The sequence below is a fragment of the Parachryseolinea silvisoli genome (genome assembly GCF_021190955.1).
GTDB lineage: Bacteria > Bacteroidota > Bacteroidia > Cytophagales > Cyclobacteriaceae > Ohtaekwangia > Ohtaekwangia silvisoli.
Genome location: NZ_JAIOAO010000001.1, coordinates 2,254,398 through 2,271,923, shown reverse-complemented (window position 1 = coordinate 2,271,923; position 17,526 = coordinate 2,254,398). Strand labels below are relative to the sequence as shown.

Here is a 17,526-nt window from a genome sequence, read left to right as displayed (position 1 = left end):
TTCCTTTTGAGCATGTGTATTCGTGTATTTTGCTATCCAAAACTCGGATATATTTAAGCGGCGGATTTAGTCACATCTGATTTTGTTGTAGTCGGATCTGCTTTCGTTGTCGTGGGTACGGTGCTCGGTCTACAGAAAGCAGCACTTTGCTTGGCGTATTGCCATGTCTATACGCTTCGCGGGGTATTAACTTCGTTGCGATCAAGGACCGCCAGCCTTCCGGAAAAAAAGATGCGCTTGAAAAATCGTTTCACTTTGCGGGTGTTGGTCCTCTGATCGCGGACACGCTGGATAAACTGACGTGCATCGCTAAAGGATCGACCCCACAACCGTGTATACATCCTGAGCACATCCTCAAAATCGTCTTGCCGGATGCCAAGCTTTGACAGACTTCGGAGGCCGGCCCTGTAGTGTACGCGGCGGAATTTGACGCGATTAAGATCAATCAAGGAAAAATATATTCTGTTCCCATCCACAACGCATAGGATGTTGCCTTTTGAGAAATCATCATGACAAACGCCGGCCTGATGCAGTTGAAAAGCAAAACCAGCAAACAGTTTTGCCAATCCATGCGATAATGAATGGCAGGAAAGAGCGTTTTGAAGATCTTTGTGGTTTTGGTGCAACGAAATAAAGTAACTCGCCTGAAGTATTCCCAACTTGTAATAGTCGATATAGGCTACCGGCATCGGCGTATGGAACGACAATGATTGCAGACGCAAGGACGTTTCAAAAGATCGTTGGGCTTTTGATTTTCGAAATAGTGAATAGGCCAGCCGGTTAGGTAAGTACATACCTTTGAAGGATTTGATCACCAGACGGTGCCCATCTATGTTGTCGAGACGTATATCATTGCGTTTGTTTTGGATGATATAGGTCAGCGAAGGAAAAACTGCATGTACCCTTTGCACATAGTCTGCAATATCCCTGAAGCGAGGATGTATTCTGATTTTTATGTCGTAGCCTTCAATTTTCATTACTATGATATTTGCATTATATCCACGGATAGACATAGGAAAGCCAAGAAGAAGTGCCCGCCTGGCGTCAGTGCGACGGGCGCTGGAACGAACCCTTCAACGTCCCTTCTATCTTGGTTAAATCGTGAACACCTTGTGCTAAGATGTGAGAATCGTGATGAGCGCAAATGTGAGGGGTGAGAGACATTCATGTATCCACTATCTAATTTTGAGATAGCGATAACCCGAGCCCATACTTTGAAAAAAATATCCACGCTCTTTAGGCCTTGCTTCGTTTGTACTGTTCAAAATTGCAAGTTGCCCGGGACGAAAAAGTAACCAAATCCCATTTTGTTGTAGTCTAATCTGCTGGCGATATAGATGGAATGTGCTGCAGATAAGGTAATTGGCCTGACTTCTGGTAATGGATGTCTATAAATCTGACCGGCTAGTGTATGGATATATAGCTTTTGTGTGGACGAATTCGCTTAACGGCCGGCTTAATCATAAGGCAATATTTGTAGATGGGCCCGGTTGTTTTTGACTCTGTTCGAGGTGATAAAAGAAAAGACTTCTATACCCTTAAAGTTTGGGTAAACATTTGGGTGGAGACTGCCTCCCGATATTTTGATTGACCAATGGGATAACCTTGCTGCCGATCAACTGGATAGACCGCATTAACTGCTGGTGTGTCAGGCCGGCAATGTCCATTTGGAACGTAAACAGGTCGACGCCGCCGAGTGCTTCACTATGCCTTTTCAGCTTTTCAGCCACCGTTTCTGGCCCTCCGACTACCAGGACACCTTTTGGCGAAACACCTGCATCGAATTGAGCTTTGGTAACCGGCGGCCAGCCGCGTTCCCGGCCTGCTTTCGTCCAGTTCTCTACGTAACCCGGATAATAATCTGCGATCGCCGACTGATCGGTATCGCCTACGTAGCCCGGCGAATGCAGCCCTACCTTCAATTCTTCCGGCTTAAAACCAGCCTCTTTGCCGGACTTCCTGTAAAGATCGACCAGTGGCCTAAAGCTCTCGGTCTCGCCGCCGATGACGGCTACCATTAAGGGAAGCCCCAGCATACCAGCACGCACAAATGATTGTGCCGTTCCGCCGACACCAACCCACACCGGTAACTTCTTTTGCACGGGGCGCGGATAGACCGGCTGGTTATGTAATGCGGGCCTGAACTTTCCCGACCAGGTAACGAACTCCTCGTCCCTGATCTGTATCAGCAACTTTAATTTCTCCTTGAACAGCGCGTCATAATCATTCAGGTTGAATCCGAACAAGGGGAACGCTTCGATTGCAGAACCACGGCCGGCGATGATATCTGCACGGCCTTTAGAAATGATATCCAGCGTTGCGAATTGCTGGAACACCCGGACAGGGTCTGATGTGCTCAGTACAGTCACCGCGCTCATCAGCCGGATCCTTTTAGTTCTGGCTGCCGCAGCTGCCAGGATCACCGCCGGAACGGAATCCAGAAACTCTTTTTTATGATGTTCGCCGATGCCGAAAACATCCAGCCCGGCTTCATCGGACGCAACTATTCTATCCAGCAGCTGCTCCATCGCATCGACACTATTCAGTTCGCTGCTGCCGTACATTGCCGAGGCGAAACTGTCTATACCTATTTCCATCCTATTATCTTTTGTTCTTTATGGTCGTAAAAGCGACATCCTGAAATGATCGGGATGTCGCCTTTGCCGGTGGTTCTGATTATTGTGCCGGTACAGGGGTATTTAATAACTGCTGTTCCCATGCGTACGCTACGCCGGTCGCTCCGGTATGCTCGATCATCAAACCGGCTAGCTGGGCAACTGTATCAAGACGCGCCCAATCGCGCTGCCATTCCGATACAACCGCGAGCCAGTTAATTGGCGTAATACCATGCTGCTCCATGCGGCGTACAGCCATATCGTGCGCTTCCACAGAAGATGACCCGCAGGCGTCGGTTACAACAAATACGTCATAGCCTTCAGCTGCTGCCTGGATGGCAGGCATAGCCACGCATATCTCAGTCCATAAACCGGCAATGATCAGCTGCTTGCGGCCGCTTTTTGCAACAACATCGGTAACAGCAGGGTCCTGCCAGGTATTGATCCAGGTACGGTTGATGGGTTTTTGCTCCGGAAATACATCCTGGATTTGTTTGATGATCAACCCGCCGCGTTCCTCGAGCACCGTGGTCAGAATGGTTGGCACATTAAAAATCTTTGCGGCTTTTGAAAGGCCTGCAACAGCGTTAATGATCATAGTAGGCTCGTGGCTGTTCAGGTTAGTGAACTGGAATGGCTGGTGATCGATCAGTACAACGATACTATCTTCCGGACGCAACAGGGCATCGAGGCCTTTTTTTTGATTGTTTGACATGTTTTGATTGTTTACGATTGAAAATTGAAAAATGAGTTGCAAAAGCAAGGGGAGACCTTCAGCTTTTCGTTGAAAGCCCGACCATTGGCAGATCATACCCGGCAGGCCGACAATGATGTATAGACGAATTCTCTGACGTTGCGGTATTGCGTTCAACTATACCTGGCCCTGTTTTTACACTAGCTTGCTTGATGTAGAAAGGACAAATGTCACAAACCTGATAAATTGAAAAGAAGATATTTGTCGCAAAATAACGTAGACATTTGTCTATAAATTTCCGCTAAGGATACGGTCGGATATCGAATCTATTTGTTTAACTATACAGGGGATCAATTGATTATAGCATCGCTACCGCAACGGAATTGACAATCAATTTCAGTTAATCGTATATTGGGCCGGAAAAAATGCATACTATTTTAAGAGATACGTAAAGCTTATATGTACGAAGCTTATTTTAATTATCTGAAAAAATTTAGCGCTGAACCACTTACACACGGCGACAAGGCATTGATAAGGCAGAACTTTACGCCCGTCAGATTAAGGAAAAGACAATACTCGTTACAGGCCGGAGAGATTTGTAAAAAATTTGCATTTATTGTAAAGGGCGCGATGCGCATGTACTTCGTAGATGATAAGGGCCTGGAACATATTGTGAGGCTTGGGATTGAAGATTGGTGGATGGGCGACCGTGAAAGTTTTATAAATGTGACGCCAAGCCGATACCATATCGATGCTTTGGAGCATTGCGAACTGCTTTGCATGACTTTAGATAACGCTAACGAGTTGCAGAAAAAGCTTCCTGTCTTTCGTCAAATGATGAACAAGCTCGACGAACGTAACATCATGGCCAACAACCGACGCCTCACGTCTGCAATAAGCTTCACTGCAGAAAAGCGTTATACCGAATTTGTTGAATGCTATCCCGAGCTTGCTGATCGTTTTCCTCAGCATGTCATTGCTTCTTATCTCGGTGTCAATAAGGACACGCTAAGCCGTGTAAAACGCCAGCACAATTTAAAATAATACAGTGTTATTTTTTGTCTGTAAGCCGCAGAAAATGCTTTTCTGCCTATCGCCGAATAACGAACAAGCTCGACGAACGTAACATCATGGCCAACAACCGGCACGTAAGATCCGCCATAATCTTTACTGCAGATAAGCGTAATACGGAATTATAGAACGCTATCGCTCGCCAGTCGGTTTCACAAGTATGTAATAGCTTCTTAACCAGGTATCCATAAAATGATGCGTTGACCGTGTCAAATGCCAGCACGCGTTACATTAATACAGTCTTAATCCTTCTCTCACGTAAAACAGTAGACATTTGTCTACTTCTTTTTTATACAAACATCATCTTCCTGATGCATTCCGGTTGCAGAAATTTGTGTGGCAACGTATAACGATCGTCATGCAACACGCGGAATCTGTATCCCCATTTGAAGTCTGTTCTATAAAGCTGCAAAATAGATCTGAACGACATGGAAATACACGGTGCATTAGGATCAAAGGAAAACCGAACATGATCTATAAACGCAAATAATGGAAAGTACAAAAGTTGTTTTTACAGGGCATGTCCATGGTGAGGTCCAGCTCTTTTCGGATGAGGTACAAATAGGTAAAATGAGCCTGGCCATGACGGGTGGCAGGCTGGCGGTATTCCATACCGAGGTTGACCCGGCGTTTGACGGCCGAGGGTTTGCGAAATTGCTGCTTGCCGAGCTAGTCCGCTACGCCAGGGAAAAAAATCTGAAGGTCGTTCCGCTTTGCCCGTATGTGAACGCGCAGTTCCAGCGCCATCCCACAGAATATGAAGATGTGTGGAGTAAAGACTGGCATCAATGAAATACATATCGGACCATCCTGCTAAGGGATCACTGGCACATTGAACGCCGCATAGCCATTCCGGAAGTTGTAGATCCGGAACTGTAACAGCGACTGATCCGCTTGGCGGAGAACTGTCCGAAAATTCTGAAAAAAAATATCAAGGTCACCTCAGAATTCGGGGCGGCCAGAACGGTGATTGCCGAAACGGAAACGCCCAACGAAAACGGATCGGGAGATCAATTACTAAAATGCACGGTTGATGAAATTAAAAACTGTACTACTTATAAGTCTGTTCATGTTGGCGAAATTTTCGCATGCCCAAAATTTCAGGCTGTTGCGTTATGATGAGGACTACTCGGCATTAAAGGACAGTGCACGTACTTTATATCACCGCCTGAAATACTTGCCCCTCTCTAAAAGCGGCCGCACCTTTCTTTCTTTTGGCGGCGAGGCCCGCCTTGAGGGCGACCGCGCGCAGAATGAGGACTGGGGCGGCAGGGGCGTTGGCATACAGGTTTTTCTCCTGCAACGGTATCAGCTACACGCCGATCTGCATGTAGGTGAACGCGTGCGCATCTTCGGTCAGCTGCGTAGCGGGTTGGAGAACGGCAGGAAAACAGGCCCCCGCCTGATAGACGAAGATCAGTTGAGCGTGCAGAATCTGTTTGTGGATCTTATTGCTTACAAGGGGCAGACCGAGAAGATAACCGTGCGGTTGGGCAGGCAGGAACTGCAATATGGCAGCGGCCGCCTCATCGATGTTCAGGAAGGCCCTAATCTCCGGCTGTATTTTGACGGTGTTAAGGTGGCTTACAGTTCTGCCAAACTGAAGGTGGACGGCTTTGTGATGGCCAACGGCGGGATAAAGACCGGAATGTTTGACAACCCGGTAAGCCGTAAGGCCAGTCTATGGGGAGTTTATAGTACTTGGTATGCAGCGAACAAGGTCAATATTGATATGTCTTATCTCGGGATCCGCCGGGCTGATGCCAGCTTTGACGAGGGTATCGCCGATGAATTGCGACATACCGTCGTTGCGCGGTTCTGGAATTTAGGCGGCGGGTTACTGTATAATTTAGAAACGAGTTACCAGTTCGGGTCGTTCGGCAAGGGTAAAATTCGCGCCTGGGGTGGCTCTGCCGATATTGGCTACAAGTTTGGAAACCTGAAGGGCTCACCAACGCTGAATCTTCGGAGCGATCTGGTATCGGGTGATGGTAAGAAAGGTGACGGTAGATTAGGTACGATGAACGGGCTGTATCCCAACGGTGGTTATTTCGGTGTGTATCCGCAGGCCGGGCCGGCTAACCTAATGTCCCTCCACCCCAGTGTGGCCTGGAATCCGGCCGGAAATGTACGCCTGTCCCTGGAAATGGTCTGTTATTGGCGACAGTCGCTTGAGGACGGTATATATCGCCCAAGCGGCGCATTCAACCTGTCTTCCTCAGGTTCGGCCAGGAGGTATATCGGCACAACGTATATGACCATGGTCATTTGGAACATCAATCCCTATCTGAATTACATATTCGGCGCGCAGTATTTCGATACGGGAGACTATATAGACGATATCATCCATCAGCACAAGAATGGATTCTTCGTCGCTTCACAATTGGCGTTCAAATTTTGAGTATTAGCCTTTTATCTGTAAAGCGTACGTACGGTGTTTGAAAGCTGTTCCTAACTGTCCAGGATTACAGATATAATGTTTAAACAGCAGATTATTTACATCACTAAGATACATTTATGAAAAAAACTATAGCATTGCTCATAGCTGCATTTATCGGTTTAGAATCACATGCGCAAACCGGAACTCCATCAGCCGGTGCGGACCTGATCGTTTATCATGCCAAGATCACGACCCTGACGGCAGCACAGTCGCAGGCATCGGCACTTGCTGTGAGATCCGGCAGGATCTACGCCGTTGGCAACGATGACGAGATCCTTGCTCTTAAAGACGCACACACGCGCCTGATCGATGCCGACGGCAGACGACTGATCCCCGGACTGGAAGATTCGCATATGCACCCGCTGAACGAAAAGAATTTTACGCATAAGGTACGATGGGACAATGTGCCAACGCTTAAACGGGCACTTGAAATGCTGACCGAGCAAGCGGCGAGAACACCGGAAGGCCATTGGGTAAAGGTGCACGGCGCATGGTCTCCCTACCAATTTAAGGAACAACGTTACCCGACCATTGAAGAATTGAACAAAGCCGTGCCAAACAAGCCTCTTTATGTTCAGTATGCTTACAACAGGGTATGGCTCAACAAGCCGGCAATCGAATTCTTTGGGCTCGGCACGTCAAAATTCCCCATGCTGCCCGGCACTGAACTTCAAAAGGACAAAAAAGGCAATTATACGGGAGTGATAGAAGGTTATACATTCGTATTTCTGGCAATGGATGCCATGTTGCCGACAGCGACACCGGAGGAACAGGTCAGCTCGCTTGAATATCTTATCAAAGACCTAAACCGTTTTGGGATGACTTCTGTCATTGACAACTCCAGCCTCATTGGTTACCCAGAAGGTCATGCACCCCTTCAAACGCTCATTAAAGAGAACAGACTGAATATCCGTTTTCCGTTCGCTGACCTCGGGTTCAGTTATGATCCTAAAAAAAATTGGGTAGATACTGAGATCGAGAGGATCACGAAGATAGCACCTTTGAGTCCTGGCCAAAATCTGCACCCGACCCTGGAGCATGGCTACGAGTATGAAGGGACCGGTGAGGTGCTTCGTGCCGAGACCCATGACCATGAGAATTTCGACAGACCCACGGTGATTATTCCGGAGGAAAAAATGAGGCAATATGCGGAAGAAGATGTGCGCAAACTTATACAAAAGAGAATCCCGTTCCGTATCCACATAACGTACAATGAAAACCTTACGCCCTTTCTGGATGCAATCGAAAAAGTGGTCAAGACTACACCACTGGATGGCATGCGTTGGAGTATAGAACACGCAGAGACGATCAGTAACGAAAATATCGCAAGGGTGAAAAGGTTAGGCGGCGGTATCGCACTTGATGCTAAAATGGCGCTGCACGGAGAAGCATTCGCAAAGACCCATGGCAAAGAAAAAGCTTTGTACACGCCAAGGTTCAGAGCCCTGATGGAAAGCGGCATTCCGTTGTCGCTGACATCCGACGCGTTCCGCGTATCTCCGGGTAATCCCTGGATCGGGATCAGCTGGGCCGTAACGGGCAAAGCCATTTCCGGTAATGTCATTCTGGCTGAAGATAACCGCCTGACACGTGAAGAAGCCCTGCGATTATACACCATCGGCGCCGCCTGGTTCGAATATCAGGAAAACGACAAAGGGCGCATCGCACCCGGAAATCTTGCAGACTTTGTGCTCCTGAGTGATGACTATTTTTCTGTGCCCGACGACCAGATCAAGAACCTGACATCTGTGCTGACCATCGTGGGTGGAAGAGTGGTATACGGTTCAGATGAATTCAGTGACCTTTCACCAAAGATTGCGGATCCGCTACCCTCCTGGTCGCCCGTAAAATATTTTGGCGGCTACCATTTTGGAAAATAAATATAATCCGCGCACAGTTCAGGCCGACCGATTTTTAGTTGTGTAATCCATATTCCTTAATTATATATAACAATTCCCGGCGAAAGGAAAATCATAAAGGTTCTCAAATGGACCGGGATGGTTTCCTTTTACCGGGTATAGCAGCAAGTATACTTGATATGGTTCATAACTTTGCTACGGTGATTCAGTGAATGCTTCTTTGGTAAAACAAAAAAGCCCCACCGTTTGCTGCGGCCTTAAAGTCGCCCTCCCTGTACAATTTTCGGACCACTTCCCGATTGATTTAAAACAGCTCACGAGCATAACCACCTGTTAGTGGACACTTGTAGTTCATTCTTGAACATATTAAGGATAAAAACATCCTGATTAAGGCGTTTGTACGAGATATTTAACGGCACGTCAATTGATTACCAGACTGTACAAACCAACTACTAGACACATGAAACTAAGAGCTATCTCCATTGCGATCTTATTTATTGTACTCACTACGTTACTACACCCTAATCAGGTAAGCGGGCAAAGCAGTCAGAGTTTATCAATACAGGCGTTGACAAAAAAAAATAGCAAGTATGGACAGTATTTTATTTCATGCCTTTAACACATGTGACGTCAATACGTCCAGGTCATTATTCACAGAAGATCTCGAATTCTATCATGATGCGGGTGGCTTTACAAACTATGCTCAAAACGTTAACTCAATACTTCAAAGATGCAATAACAAGGAGCTGAAGGTTAGAAGAGAACTAGTGAAAGGTAGCCTTGAGGTTTTTCCAATCCACGATTTCGGCGCTATTCAAATCGGAAGTCATCGTTTTTATTATGCAGAAACAGGACAAGAGGAAAAACTAGATGGTACGTTTAAATTCGTTCATATTTGGAAGAATACAAACGGAAACTGGAAGATAGCGCGCGTGATCAGCTATGACCATTAACGCTCCACTCTTACCACAGCAGCGTTCACCGGAAATGGAGACCGAATTAAATACCCTTGACAATGTACATCTATTGCCATTGTAAGCGGGTAAGCAAAAAGCTGCTTTTGAGGGTTTGTTTCGGCCTTTTTTTTTGCGCAAATTTGATTAAAGACAGCCTACGTGCCGTCTTTTTACTGTGAGACGATGAGGGCTGCACTTGATAAAAAATCGGAAGTTGCTTCTGAAGAAGCGTTGAAGAGTTTGTTTGATTCCTTTAAAGAAATTCTGCCTTTAAAGCAGCACGAGAAAGATGAGATAAGGTTCATTGCACGGCAGAGAACAATACGAAAGAGGCAATTCATTCTCCAGGAAGACGATATCTGTAAACATTATACATTTGTGGTCGCCGGCTGTTTCAGGATGTTCAGTGTCGACAAGAAAGGTGGGGAGCATAATATCCAGTTCGCTGCAGAGAACGACTGGATTAGCGACATCGGGAGTTTCTTTTCTGAGAAACCAAGTAGACTTTTTATCGAGGCGATAGAGCCTGCAAAGATTTTGCAGATTGAGAAGAAAGATCTTCTGAAATTATATGCGGAATCACTTAAGTTTAACAGAAACTTTCGGGTGATAATTGAAAATAAGTACGTAGAGCTCCAAAATCGCGTACTTCAAAATATAAGCTCAACAGCGGAAGAACGTTATATTTTCTTCATTGAGCAATACCCACACCTTTCAAGCCGGCTGCCATCTACCCAGATTGCATCTTACCTGGGCGTTACCCCTGAATTCTTAAGCAAGGTCCGGAAAACGATTTCAACCAAGAGGCGGTCTTAATCTTAATGTAGGTTAAGGTTATTTATTAAACTTCTTTATAGGGCCGTGCGGCCCAAAGTGTTCAATTTTGTACCGTTTGAAACATTAGCGTTAGTTAATTCGGTTTCAGGAACGGATAAACGAATAACAGATATGAACACACAAAATGAAATAACCGCAGTCACAGCACTGATTCGAGGTTATGCGGATACATTGAATTCCGGCAATGCAAGCGCGATAGGAGGCTATTATGCGACTGACGGTGCCATCCTTCCGAATGGTTATAAAACCATAAAAAAAGAACAATTAGATCAGGTTTCCGGTGAGTTTTTGCGGAGGTCAAACTTTAAGATTGATTTTCAAACTGAGCGTATATCCATTGATGGCGACTATGCATTTGTGGACTCAGTCGCAACGGCTAACAGCACTGCGGCAGATGGCAAGCTACTAACCAAAACTACCCGCGACTTGTTCATTCTTCGTAAAAAGGCGGCCGCATGGAAAATTTATCGATACATTTTTAACGATATAAAATAGCCACGGTGGCGTTGCAGTTGGCAGGAGCGCCAACGTTGTTTTGTTAAAACGAATTTTAAAATTAACAATGAAAGCAGCAGTCATATACCAGCCAGGCAGTCCTCAAAATTTTGTTATTGAAGAGAGATCAATACCGATTGTCGAAAGCGGAACCGTTCTCGTAAAGGTAAAGGCATTCGGGCTAAACAGGTCGGAAGTGATGACCCGGAGAGGTTTATCGCCCAGTGTGAAATTTCCCAGGGTGCTGGGTATTGAATGTGTTGGTGAAGTGGTGGATGATCCTACAGGTGAATTTCCAAAAGGTCAGCAAGTGGCCGCGCTGATGGGGGAAATGGGCCGGCAGTACGATGGAAGCTATGCGGAATATACAGTTCTTCCAAAGCGGATTGTCTTTCCGTTTACGAGTCACCTGCCATGGGAACAGCTTGGCGCATTTCCAGAGATGTTTCAGACTGTGTTCGGCTCACTGCATTTGGCGTTGAATATTGTCAGAGGCGAGATAATTTTGATAAGGGGAGGAACGTCCTCAATAGGAATGCTGGCAACACAGCTGGCAAGGAATTTTGGGTTGACGGTGGTTGCAACCACGCGGAGCGTTGATAAAGAAACAGTACTCAGGCAAAACGGTGTCGACGAAGTTCTGATAGATGACGGACAACTGGCGTCAAAGATTAGAGCAAGATTTTCACACGGTGTTGATAAAGTATTAGAATTGATTGGTACGTCTTCACTGAAGGACTCTCTGCAATGTGTGAGGACCGGCGGTACGGTTTGCATGACCGGAATGCTTTCAGAGCAATGGTCATTTTCGGACTTCGCTCCTATGGATGACATTCCCTCCACTGTAAAACTTACAGTCTATGATAGTGGACAGGTAATAGTAAGTCCCAATCATTTTCAGGATTTCATTACAGATGTCGAGGCTGGGCGGGTCCGCCTAAACGTTAGTCAAGTGTTCTCGCTTGACGAAATTGCGCAGGCGCATGAGTTGATGGAGAGTAATAGAGCGTCTGGAAAGATTGTTGTTATACCGTAAACCAGAAAAGCATTGAAGGATACAAAATATGATTCAAACATTGAAGCCGCTTCAACGGACGATCTGGATAAATTCCGCATCGACGTCTTGTCCGGCCTATCGTTGATGCCAAAGCGGTTGAGTTCGAAGTATTTCTATGATAAGAACGGCGATGAGCTGTTTCAACGTATTATGGAATGTCCTGATTATTACCTGACGAGATGCGAGCTGGAGATCTTTCAAAGCCAGGCAAACCAGCTGGTCATGGTTTGCTGCGCTAGATTTTAAGTATTACAATAATGTAGTTGCTAATACCAACATCTTTTGGGTTCTTCATAAGGACGAAAGGAACGCGTACAAACTCTCAAATTCCATGGTTATCGGCTATAAAGAGCTTGTTCACAAAGGGGGCGGAGCGAAAGACTTTGGTGTGAAAGCCGATGAAAAAAAGTTAACTCGCGGCGAAAATGTGGTATTTCTTAAAGACGGAAGCGTTGAAATTGAGGAGGATTTGACCAAGCGCAACTACCTTCATTTGAAATCGGGTACTTTAGGGGCAGATTTAGGTGCTGGGTTATTTTCAAAATGAAAAACGAAACCAACTTGATTTATATGAAAAAGCTGTGGCTTGATATTCTAAATATCGTGTGTGAAGAAAGACGATTAATTCTTCCATTGTCTGTGCTTCTCAGTATTCTAGGTTTAACCGCCGCGGCGCAGACCATTCCCTTAAAAGGGGATCGACTCCAAGCAGTTGGAGTTACGATGTTCGCACAGAAAATGGGGAAAGGACGTAGTGCTGGTGGTAAAGGATTCTGCTGTCCAAGGAGCTGATGAACCGACCTTTGTAAAAGTAGCGGGATCGAGCTTTAAGGATGGGACGATTGAAGTAAACGTGTTGAGTAAGTTGCGCCCTGATGCGCCGGCTGATGCAAGAGGATTTATAGGTTTGGCTTTCCGAATTAATGAGACAAATTCAAAATTTGAGTCTATCTATATCAGGCCTACTAACGGGAGAGCAGATGATCAGATCAGGAGAAATCATTCGGTACAATACTTCTCTTATCCGGATTTCAAGTTTTTTCGACTGCGGAAGGAGTTTCCGGAGAAATATGAGTCTTACGCGGACATGGGTCTGAACGAGTGGATAAAAATGCGGATTGTAGTTAGCGGGAGTCAAGCAAAATTATATTTAAATGAGAATAAGGAGCCTTCCCTCATAGTCAACGATCTGAAGTTGGGCTCAGAGGCGTCGGGGGCAATTGGGCTATTTGTTGACATTGGCACCGAGGGCTATTTTAGCGACCTGAAAATTTCAAAATAGGCTTTTTATGTACGAACTGTTCTTTCATATTTTTTCTAATCTCAGCATCAAATCTTTCAACGCATCATTGTAAACATTGCGGGGCTTGCCGCTGTGCTTAAACAAATGAGTGCCATAGTGCATTATAAAATGTTCGACCTCGTCTCTGGATATTCCTGCAAACCGGAGCCAGGCTGTAATATTCATCACCTCGTTGCTCGGTGGGGCTTGTATGTGGCGTTGGTTGGAGCTGGGGGTTTGGTATAGCGTAATAAGTTTCTGAGTAATGGCGGGGGTATATTCTTTCAGCGCCATGGGCACGAATATCTCCACAAACATTTCCTGCAGCATTTTGGGGTTCGTTATTTTGCCGTGTTCGTTGAAAAAATTGTTGATCTTGAGTCGCCACCAGAGTTTCTCGGAGCCTTCAGCATCCAGGTCGGCAATGCCCACAAAAGCATCTTTGGGAATAGTGCTGTGAAGTCGGTCGCGTTGCGGGCTTCGGAACCCACCCGGTTGTTTTATCCCTTTCAGATAATAGCGCAGCTTGGTATAGAGTTCAAATGCATTGTCTTCCTGGCGACTGCTCTTCCCTTCCTTGTTCCTGGAACCGTACATCATGTATTGCCAGGAGCGCTCTATATTCATCAGAAAGTTCTCGTCGTCCACGCCAAGAATCTCCCTTTCCCGCTCGCCGGCGGCAAAGCTTTCCAGGCTTACCCAATCTTTTCCTGACGCCAGTATTTTTGCCGCATAGTGAAAGGCTCCCGAGTTGCCGCCCGCCACATATATTTTGAGCTGATCCTCATTCTGAGGAATAACGCGGTTGCCCATTACCGTAGCTGCCATCACGTCGCATGCCCGATAAAACATCGGCGTCCCTTCCTTCATAGACCGCCACATCGCTTGCTGATAGCTTGCCGAATGAATCAAGATCAGGTCTACCGGAATACCTTGGGGGATTGCCTTACCCAGCGCACCGGCAAACTGTATACAATCGGATAATACATCCATCAGGTACTTATCATCGCCCATGGTATGTTTGATTTCACCGGTTAATGCCTCCAACATATCGTCGGTTGCCAGGATATCATCTTTAAGGGCCGCCTTGCTGTAGATCTGGTTTTCTATCGTGTGGATAAAGAGGTACGGGGCTTCCATCGTTGTTCCCTCGTCCTGGTAAGTTTCTTTGGCCTGATTGGCAATCACCAGCTTCTTGAACAATTCCAGGCTTCTGACAAGTCTGTTCAATGGCGCCTGAATATTCTTAAAATCCTTTTTCCACGGCGTCTTATCCACCTTACCCATCACCGCATCAAACTTCTCCTGCGTTAACCGTTTTATACCTGGTACAATTTTAGAATTATATTCTTCGTCCAGATCAACAGAATGCGTCTTCGTTTTCTCCTTCCCTTCGGGAGGTGTTGTAAACTGGTATCGTTTAAAACCTACCTTTACTTTTTCGTACGGCTTCTTGAACAACTTATGCGTACCATCAATTGAAAAGTCTAGCATACTAGCCTCTGTAGCCGCATGAATCTGCGCAAGCAATCCGTGGTTACCGATATACAATTCATGATTCGGAGTTCCCATCCCGGTGATCATCTCCCGGTCGTCTGATACGGAATATAAGCGTTTCAGTGCGGGTTCTCTTTCGATCGCATAGCGCTGCGTCACCGTTTCGTCACTCACGGTTGAATCTTTCAACTTCAGAGGATCGAGTAACCCAGTGGTGCTTGGTTTTCGGCGAAGCGTTTGGTCTTGCGTGTTGGAATATTGATTGGCCAAAGCCTGGAGCTTACGCTGTGCAACCGCCTCCGTGCGGTTATCTTGTATGTGAAGCGCTGTGCCGGCACCGCTGCCTCCGGTTGATTGATTATATATTACCCTATGACTTTTATTCTCCTGGCTTTTATCAACGTGCGAATGCATACATTCTGAGTTTATACGGCAACCATATCGGTTTTATATGGGGAATATACACAAAATATTAAGCCCATGAAGAGAATAATTGTTTGCATTTATTATAGTAGCAGGAACGGCATCGTTCGCACAAGTTATCGAGAGTGTAGGGACCGCTCTTTTGGCTTGATGCCACAGAACAAATCACGGATGGCCTCGGCGGTAATTTCTGCCTTCTGATACTGTTTGCCGTGCGGGTGTCTTCGCGCGTGCCTTTTGCTCGGCCGCTCGGTATGTCATGGACACAAAGTGGACACAGAGACTTGAGTTTAGAAGTGCTTGTTTGAGGGTATAAAAACGAAAAACTCCTTAATTCACATGATTTGAGGGTTCCGATTGCGTTTGATTACCCTATAGTCGCCCTCCCTGTACAATTCTCGAACCGCTTCCTATTTGATTTAAAACAGCTTGCCGGTTTAAGGATCTGATAATCAATCGTATGGAAAACGGATGTGCTTGTAAACGGAATAATAAAGTAAGTGGACTTGGGTTGCGTACCTCGATCAATCAATGATATTTTCTTGAATGCGTAAGGGTAGAACAGCGTGCGGCTGTATATAATAGAGGACATGTGAAGTTCTGGCGGGGGACATCTTGCGGAGATCCTATTTAATTTTAAATGAATAGTCTTTGAAAATCAATGTGTACACCTAAAAAAAAATCGATGCATTGTAAAATTAGAACAGTCAAACTGGTTGAGCGCCTTGGAAAAGATGTATTAAAAAAGTGCACAACATTCATCCTGACGATGGCTTTTTTGCCACTCGTTGTTAATGGTCAAACAGACCCTAAGCCCGTTGGTCCAACGCCGAATGCCCGGCAGATCGAATGGTATCACCGTGAACTGATAGCCTTCTTTCATTTTGGTATGAACACGTTTACCAACGACAACGAAGGCGATGGAACGGCAAGTCCTCAACGTTTTAATCCCACGGCATTGGATTGCAATCAGTGGACAAAAGTGCTGAAGGATGCCGGCATCCCTGCCGCTATCCTGGTAGCCAAGCATGCCGATGGCTTTTGTAACTGGCCGACGAAGCATAGCAATTACTCGGTTAAGAATAGTCCGTGGAAAAATGGCAAAGGCGATCTTGTAAAAGAATTCACCGACGCGTGCAAGGTGGCGGGAATAAAAGCCGGTATCTATCTGGGACCTCACGACAGACATGATTCGCGGTATGGAACTCCTGACTACAGCGACTACTATTCCAGCCAGTTATCAGAGTTGTTAAGGAACTATGGCCCCATCTGGGAAATATGGTGGGATGGAGCCGGTGCTGACCAGCTTACTACGGCGTTTTATACGCGTTGGTATGATACCGTGCGCACCGTACAACCTAACTGTGTTGTCTTTGGAACGAAGAATTCCTATCGTTTTGCGGATTGCCGTTGGGTTGGAAATGAGTCGGGAATAGCGGGCGATCCCTGCTGGTCAACGATCAACCCTGCTTCTATCAGAGATGAAGCGGAGCATATCACGGAATTGAATCAAGGTGAAGTCAATGGAACAGCGTATGTTCCGGCGGAAGTGGATGTCTCCATCCGTCCCAGCTGGTTTTATCACTCGGAAGAAGATGCACGGGTGAAAAGTGTTGCCGCGTTATGGGAGCTCTATTTCAACTCTGTAGGCCGCAACAGTGTATTGTTGTTAAATTATCCCCCTAACAAGGAAGGATTAATCTCCCCGATCGATGCGCGGCGAACGGATAGCCTTCGTTATTGGATCAACGGCACCTTTAAAACCAATTTGGCCAGCGGCGCTACAATCAAGAGCCTTCATCCGCGCGGCGATAAATATAAACCGTCTAACCTGGTCGATAATCTTGAGAACACCTACTATGCAACGCCGGATGCTTTTAAAACCGACACGATCGTTTTTGATCTTGGTGCAGCAAAAACATTTGATTGCCTGATGCTGCAGGAGGTTATTGAATTGGGGCATCGCACCACCGGCTGGTCAGTGGACTACTCGACGAATGGCAAAACGTGGACTCCGATACAGGAGGCAACAGGAAAACAGACTATTGGATACAAGTGGCTTGTTAAATTTGAACCGGTAACGGCTAAGCAAGTCCGGTTGCGTATTACGAGCGGGAAAGCATGCGCTGCTATTCATACTTTTGGACTTTATAAACAGCAGGCTGTAAAGCCTGATGCCGTTAATACTACTTCGTTCAGGAAGAAGAAGTAGGTGTTGGTGTAAAAGGAAATCTTGCAATGATGGCCTTGCACGTCTATGGGCATCGTTAGCAAATACGGGAGAGGAGTTACTCTTTGTT

At 46.2% G+C, this 17,526-nt stretch carries 16 protein-coding genes; 12 read left to right on the top strand and 4 right to left on the bottom strand.

The genetic code is table 11. The features are described 5' to 3' along the window. Nucleotides 1-167 precede the first annotated feature (167 nt). From K7P01_RS09410 to K7P01_RS09400, 3 genes are all read right to left on the bottom strand, one after another. Nucleotides 168-977: a lipopolysaccharide kinase InaA family protein gene (locus tag K7P01_RS09410; RefSeq protein WP_267292179.1), complete on the bottom strand. Its 810-nt coding sequence runs from the start codon at nucleotides 975-977 to the stop codon at nucleotides 168-170. A gap of 561 nt (nucleotides 978-1,538) precedes the next feature. Beyond that, nucleotides 1,539-2,597, bottom strand: a complete 1,059-nt coding sequence (locus K7P01_RS09405; RefSeq protein WP_267292177.1) for an LLM class flavin-dependent oxidoreductase — start codon at nucleotides 2,595-2,597, stop codon at nucleotides 1,539-1,541. A 79-nt stretch (nucleotides 2,598-2,676) separates the two neighbouring features. Continuing rightward, complete coding sequence (locus K7P01_RS09400) at nucleotides 2,677-3,330, bottom strand: hydrolase (RefSeq protein ID WP_267292175.1); 654 nt, start codon at nucleotides 3,328-3,330, stop codon at nucleotides 2,677-2,679. Between the two features lie 438 nt (nucleotides 3,331-3,768). On the opposite strand from K7P01_RS09400, the gene K7P01_RS09395 reads away from it, so the two are divergent. From K7P01_RS09395 to K7P01_RS09345, 11 genes are all read left to right on the top strand, one after another. Beyond that, a complete protein-coding gene (locus tag K7P01_RS09395) occupies nucleotides 3,769-4,353 on the top strand; it encodes a Crp/Fnr family transcriptional regulator (RefSeq protein WP_267292173.1) in 585 nt (194 codons plus the stop codon). Nucleotides 4,354-4,869: 516 nt separating this feature from the next. After that, nucleotides 4,870-5,172, top strand: coding sequence for a GNAT family N-acetyltransferase (locus K7P01_RS09390; RefSeq protein ID WP_267292171.1), 303 nt, complete (start codon nucleotides 4,870-4,872; stop codon nucleotides 5,170-5,172). Nucleotides 5,173-5,413: 241 nt separating this feature from the next. Further along, nucleotides 5,414-6,781: an alginate export family protein gene (locus K7P01_RS09385; protein ID WP_267292169.1), complete on the top strand. Its 1,368-nt coding sequence runs from the start codon at nucleotides 5,414-5,416 to the stop codon at nucleotides 6,779-6,781. 116 nt (nucleotides 6,782-6,897) lie between these two features. Next, nucleotides 6,898-8,700 (top strand): amidohydrolase, encoded by a 1,803-nt coding sequence (locus K7P01_RS09380; protein WP_267292167.1) that lies wholly within the window; start codon nucleotides 6,898-6,900, stop codon nucleotides 8,698-8,700. Nucleotides 8,701-9,269: 569 nt separating this feature from the next. After that, on the top strand, nucleotides 9,270-9,632 hold the full coding sequence (locus K7P01_RS09375; protein ID WP_267292165.1) for a nuclear transport factor 2 family protein: 363 nt from the start codon (nucleotides 9,270-9,272) through the stop codon (nucleotides 9,630-9,632). A 186-nt stretch (nucleotides 9,633-9,818) separates the two neighbouring features. Further along, nucleotides 9,819-10,451, top strand: a complete 633-nt coding sequence (locus K7P01_RS09370; RefSeq protein WP_267292163.1) for a Crp/Fnr family transcriptional regulator — start codon at nucleotides 9,819-9,821, stop codon at nucleotides 10,449-10,451. Nucleotides 10,452-10,583: 132 nt separating this feature from the next. Beyond that, on the top strand, nucleotides 10,584-10,967 hold the full coding sequence (locus K7P01_RS09365) for a YybH family protein (RefSeq protein WP_267292161.1): 384 nt from the start codon (nucleotides 10,584-10,586) through the stop codon (nucleotides 10,965-10,967). Between the two features lie 67 nt (nucleotides 10,968-11,034). Continuing rightward, nucleotides 11,035-12,003: a zinc-binding alcohol dehydrogenase family protein gene (locus K7P01_RS09360; protein ID WP_267292159.1), complete on the top strand. Its 969-nt coding sequence runs from the start codon at nucleotides 11,035-11,037 to the stop codon at nucleotides 12,001-12,003. Nucleotides 12,004-12,015: 12 nt separating this feature from the next. Continuing rightward, nucleotides 12,016-12,270, top strand: a complete 255-nt coding sequence (locus tag K7P01_RS09355; RefSeq protein WP_267292157.1) for an L-histidine N(alpha)-methyltransferase — start codon at nucleotides 12,016-12,018, stop codon at nucleotides 12,268-12,270. Between the two features lie 85 nt (nucleotides 12,271-12,355). Further along, nucleotides 12,356-12,571 (top strand): hypothetical protein, encoded by a 216-nt coding sequence (locus K7P01_RS09350; RefSeq protein ID WP_267292155.1) that lies wholly within the window; start codon nucleotides 12,356-12,358, stop codon nucleotides 12,569-12,571. 207 nt (nucleotides 12,572-12,778) lie between these two features. Continuing rightward, on the top strand, nucleotides 12,779-13,306 hold the full coding sequence (locus K7P01_RS09345) for a hypothetical protein (protein WP_267292153.1): 528 nt from the start codon (nucleotides 12,779-12,781) through the stop codon (nucleotides 13,304-13,306). Between the two features lie 24 nt (nucleotides 13,307-13,330). Here K7P01_RS09345 and K7P01_RS09340 read toward each other — a convergent pair whose 3' ends face one another. Beyond that, on the bottom strand, nucleotides 13,331-15,217 hold the full coding sequence (locus K7P01_RS09340) for a hypothetical protein (protein WP_267292151.1): 1,887 nt from the start codon (nucleotides 15,215-15,217) through the stop codon (nucleotides 13,331-13,333). A 670-nt stretch (nucleotides 15,218-15,887) separates the two neighbouring features. On the opposite strand from K7P01_RS09340, the gene K7P01_RS09335 reads away from it, so the two are divergent. Continuing rightward, entirely contained in the window at nucleotides 15,888-17,438 is a 1,551-nt protein-coding gene (locus K7P01_RS09335) for an alpha-L-fucosidase (RefSeq protein ID WP_267292149.1), read from the top strand. Nucleotides 17,439-17,526 lie beyond the last annotated feature (88 nt).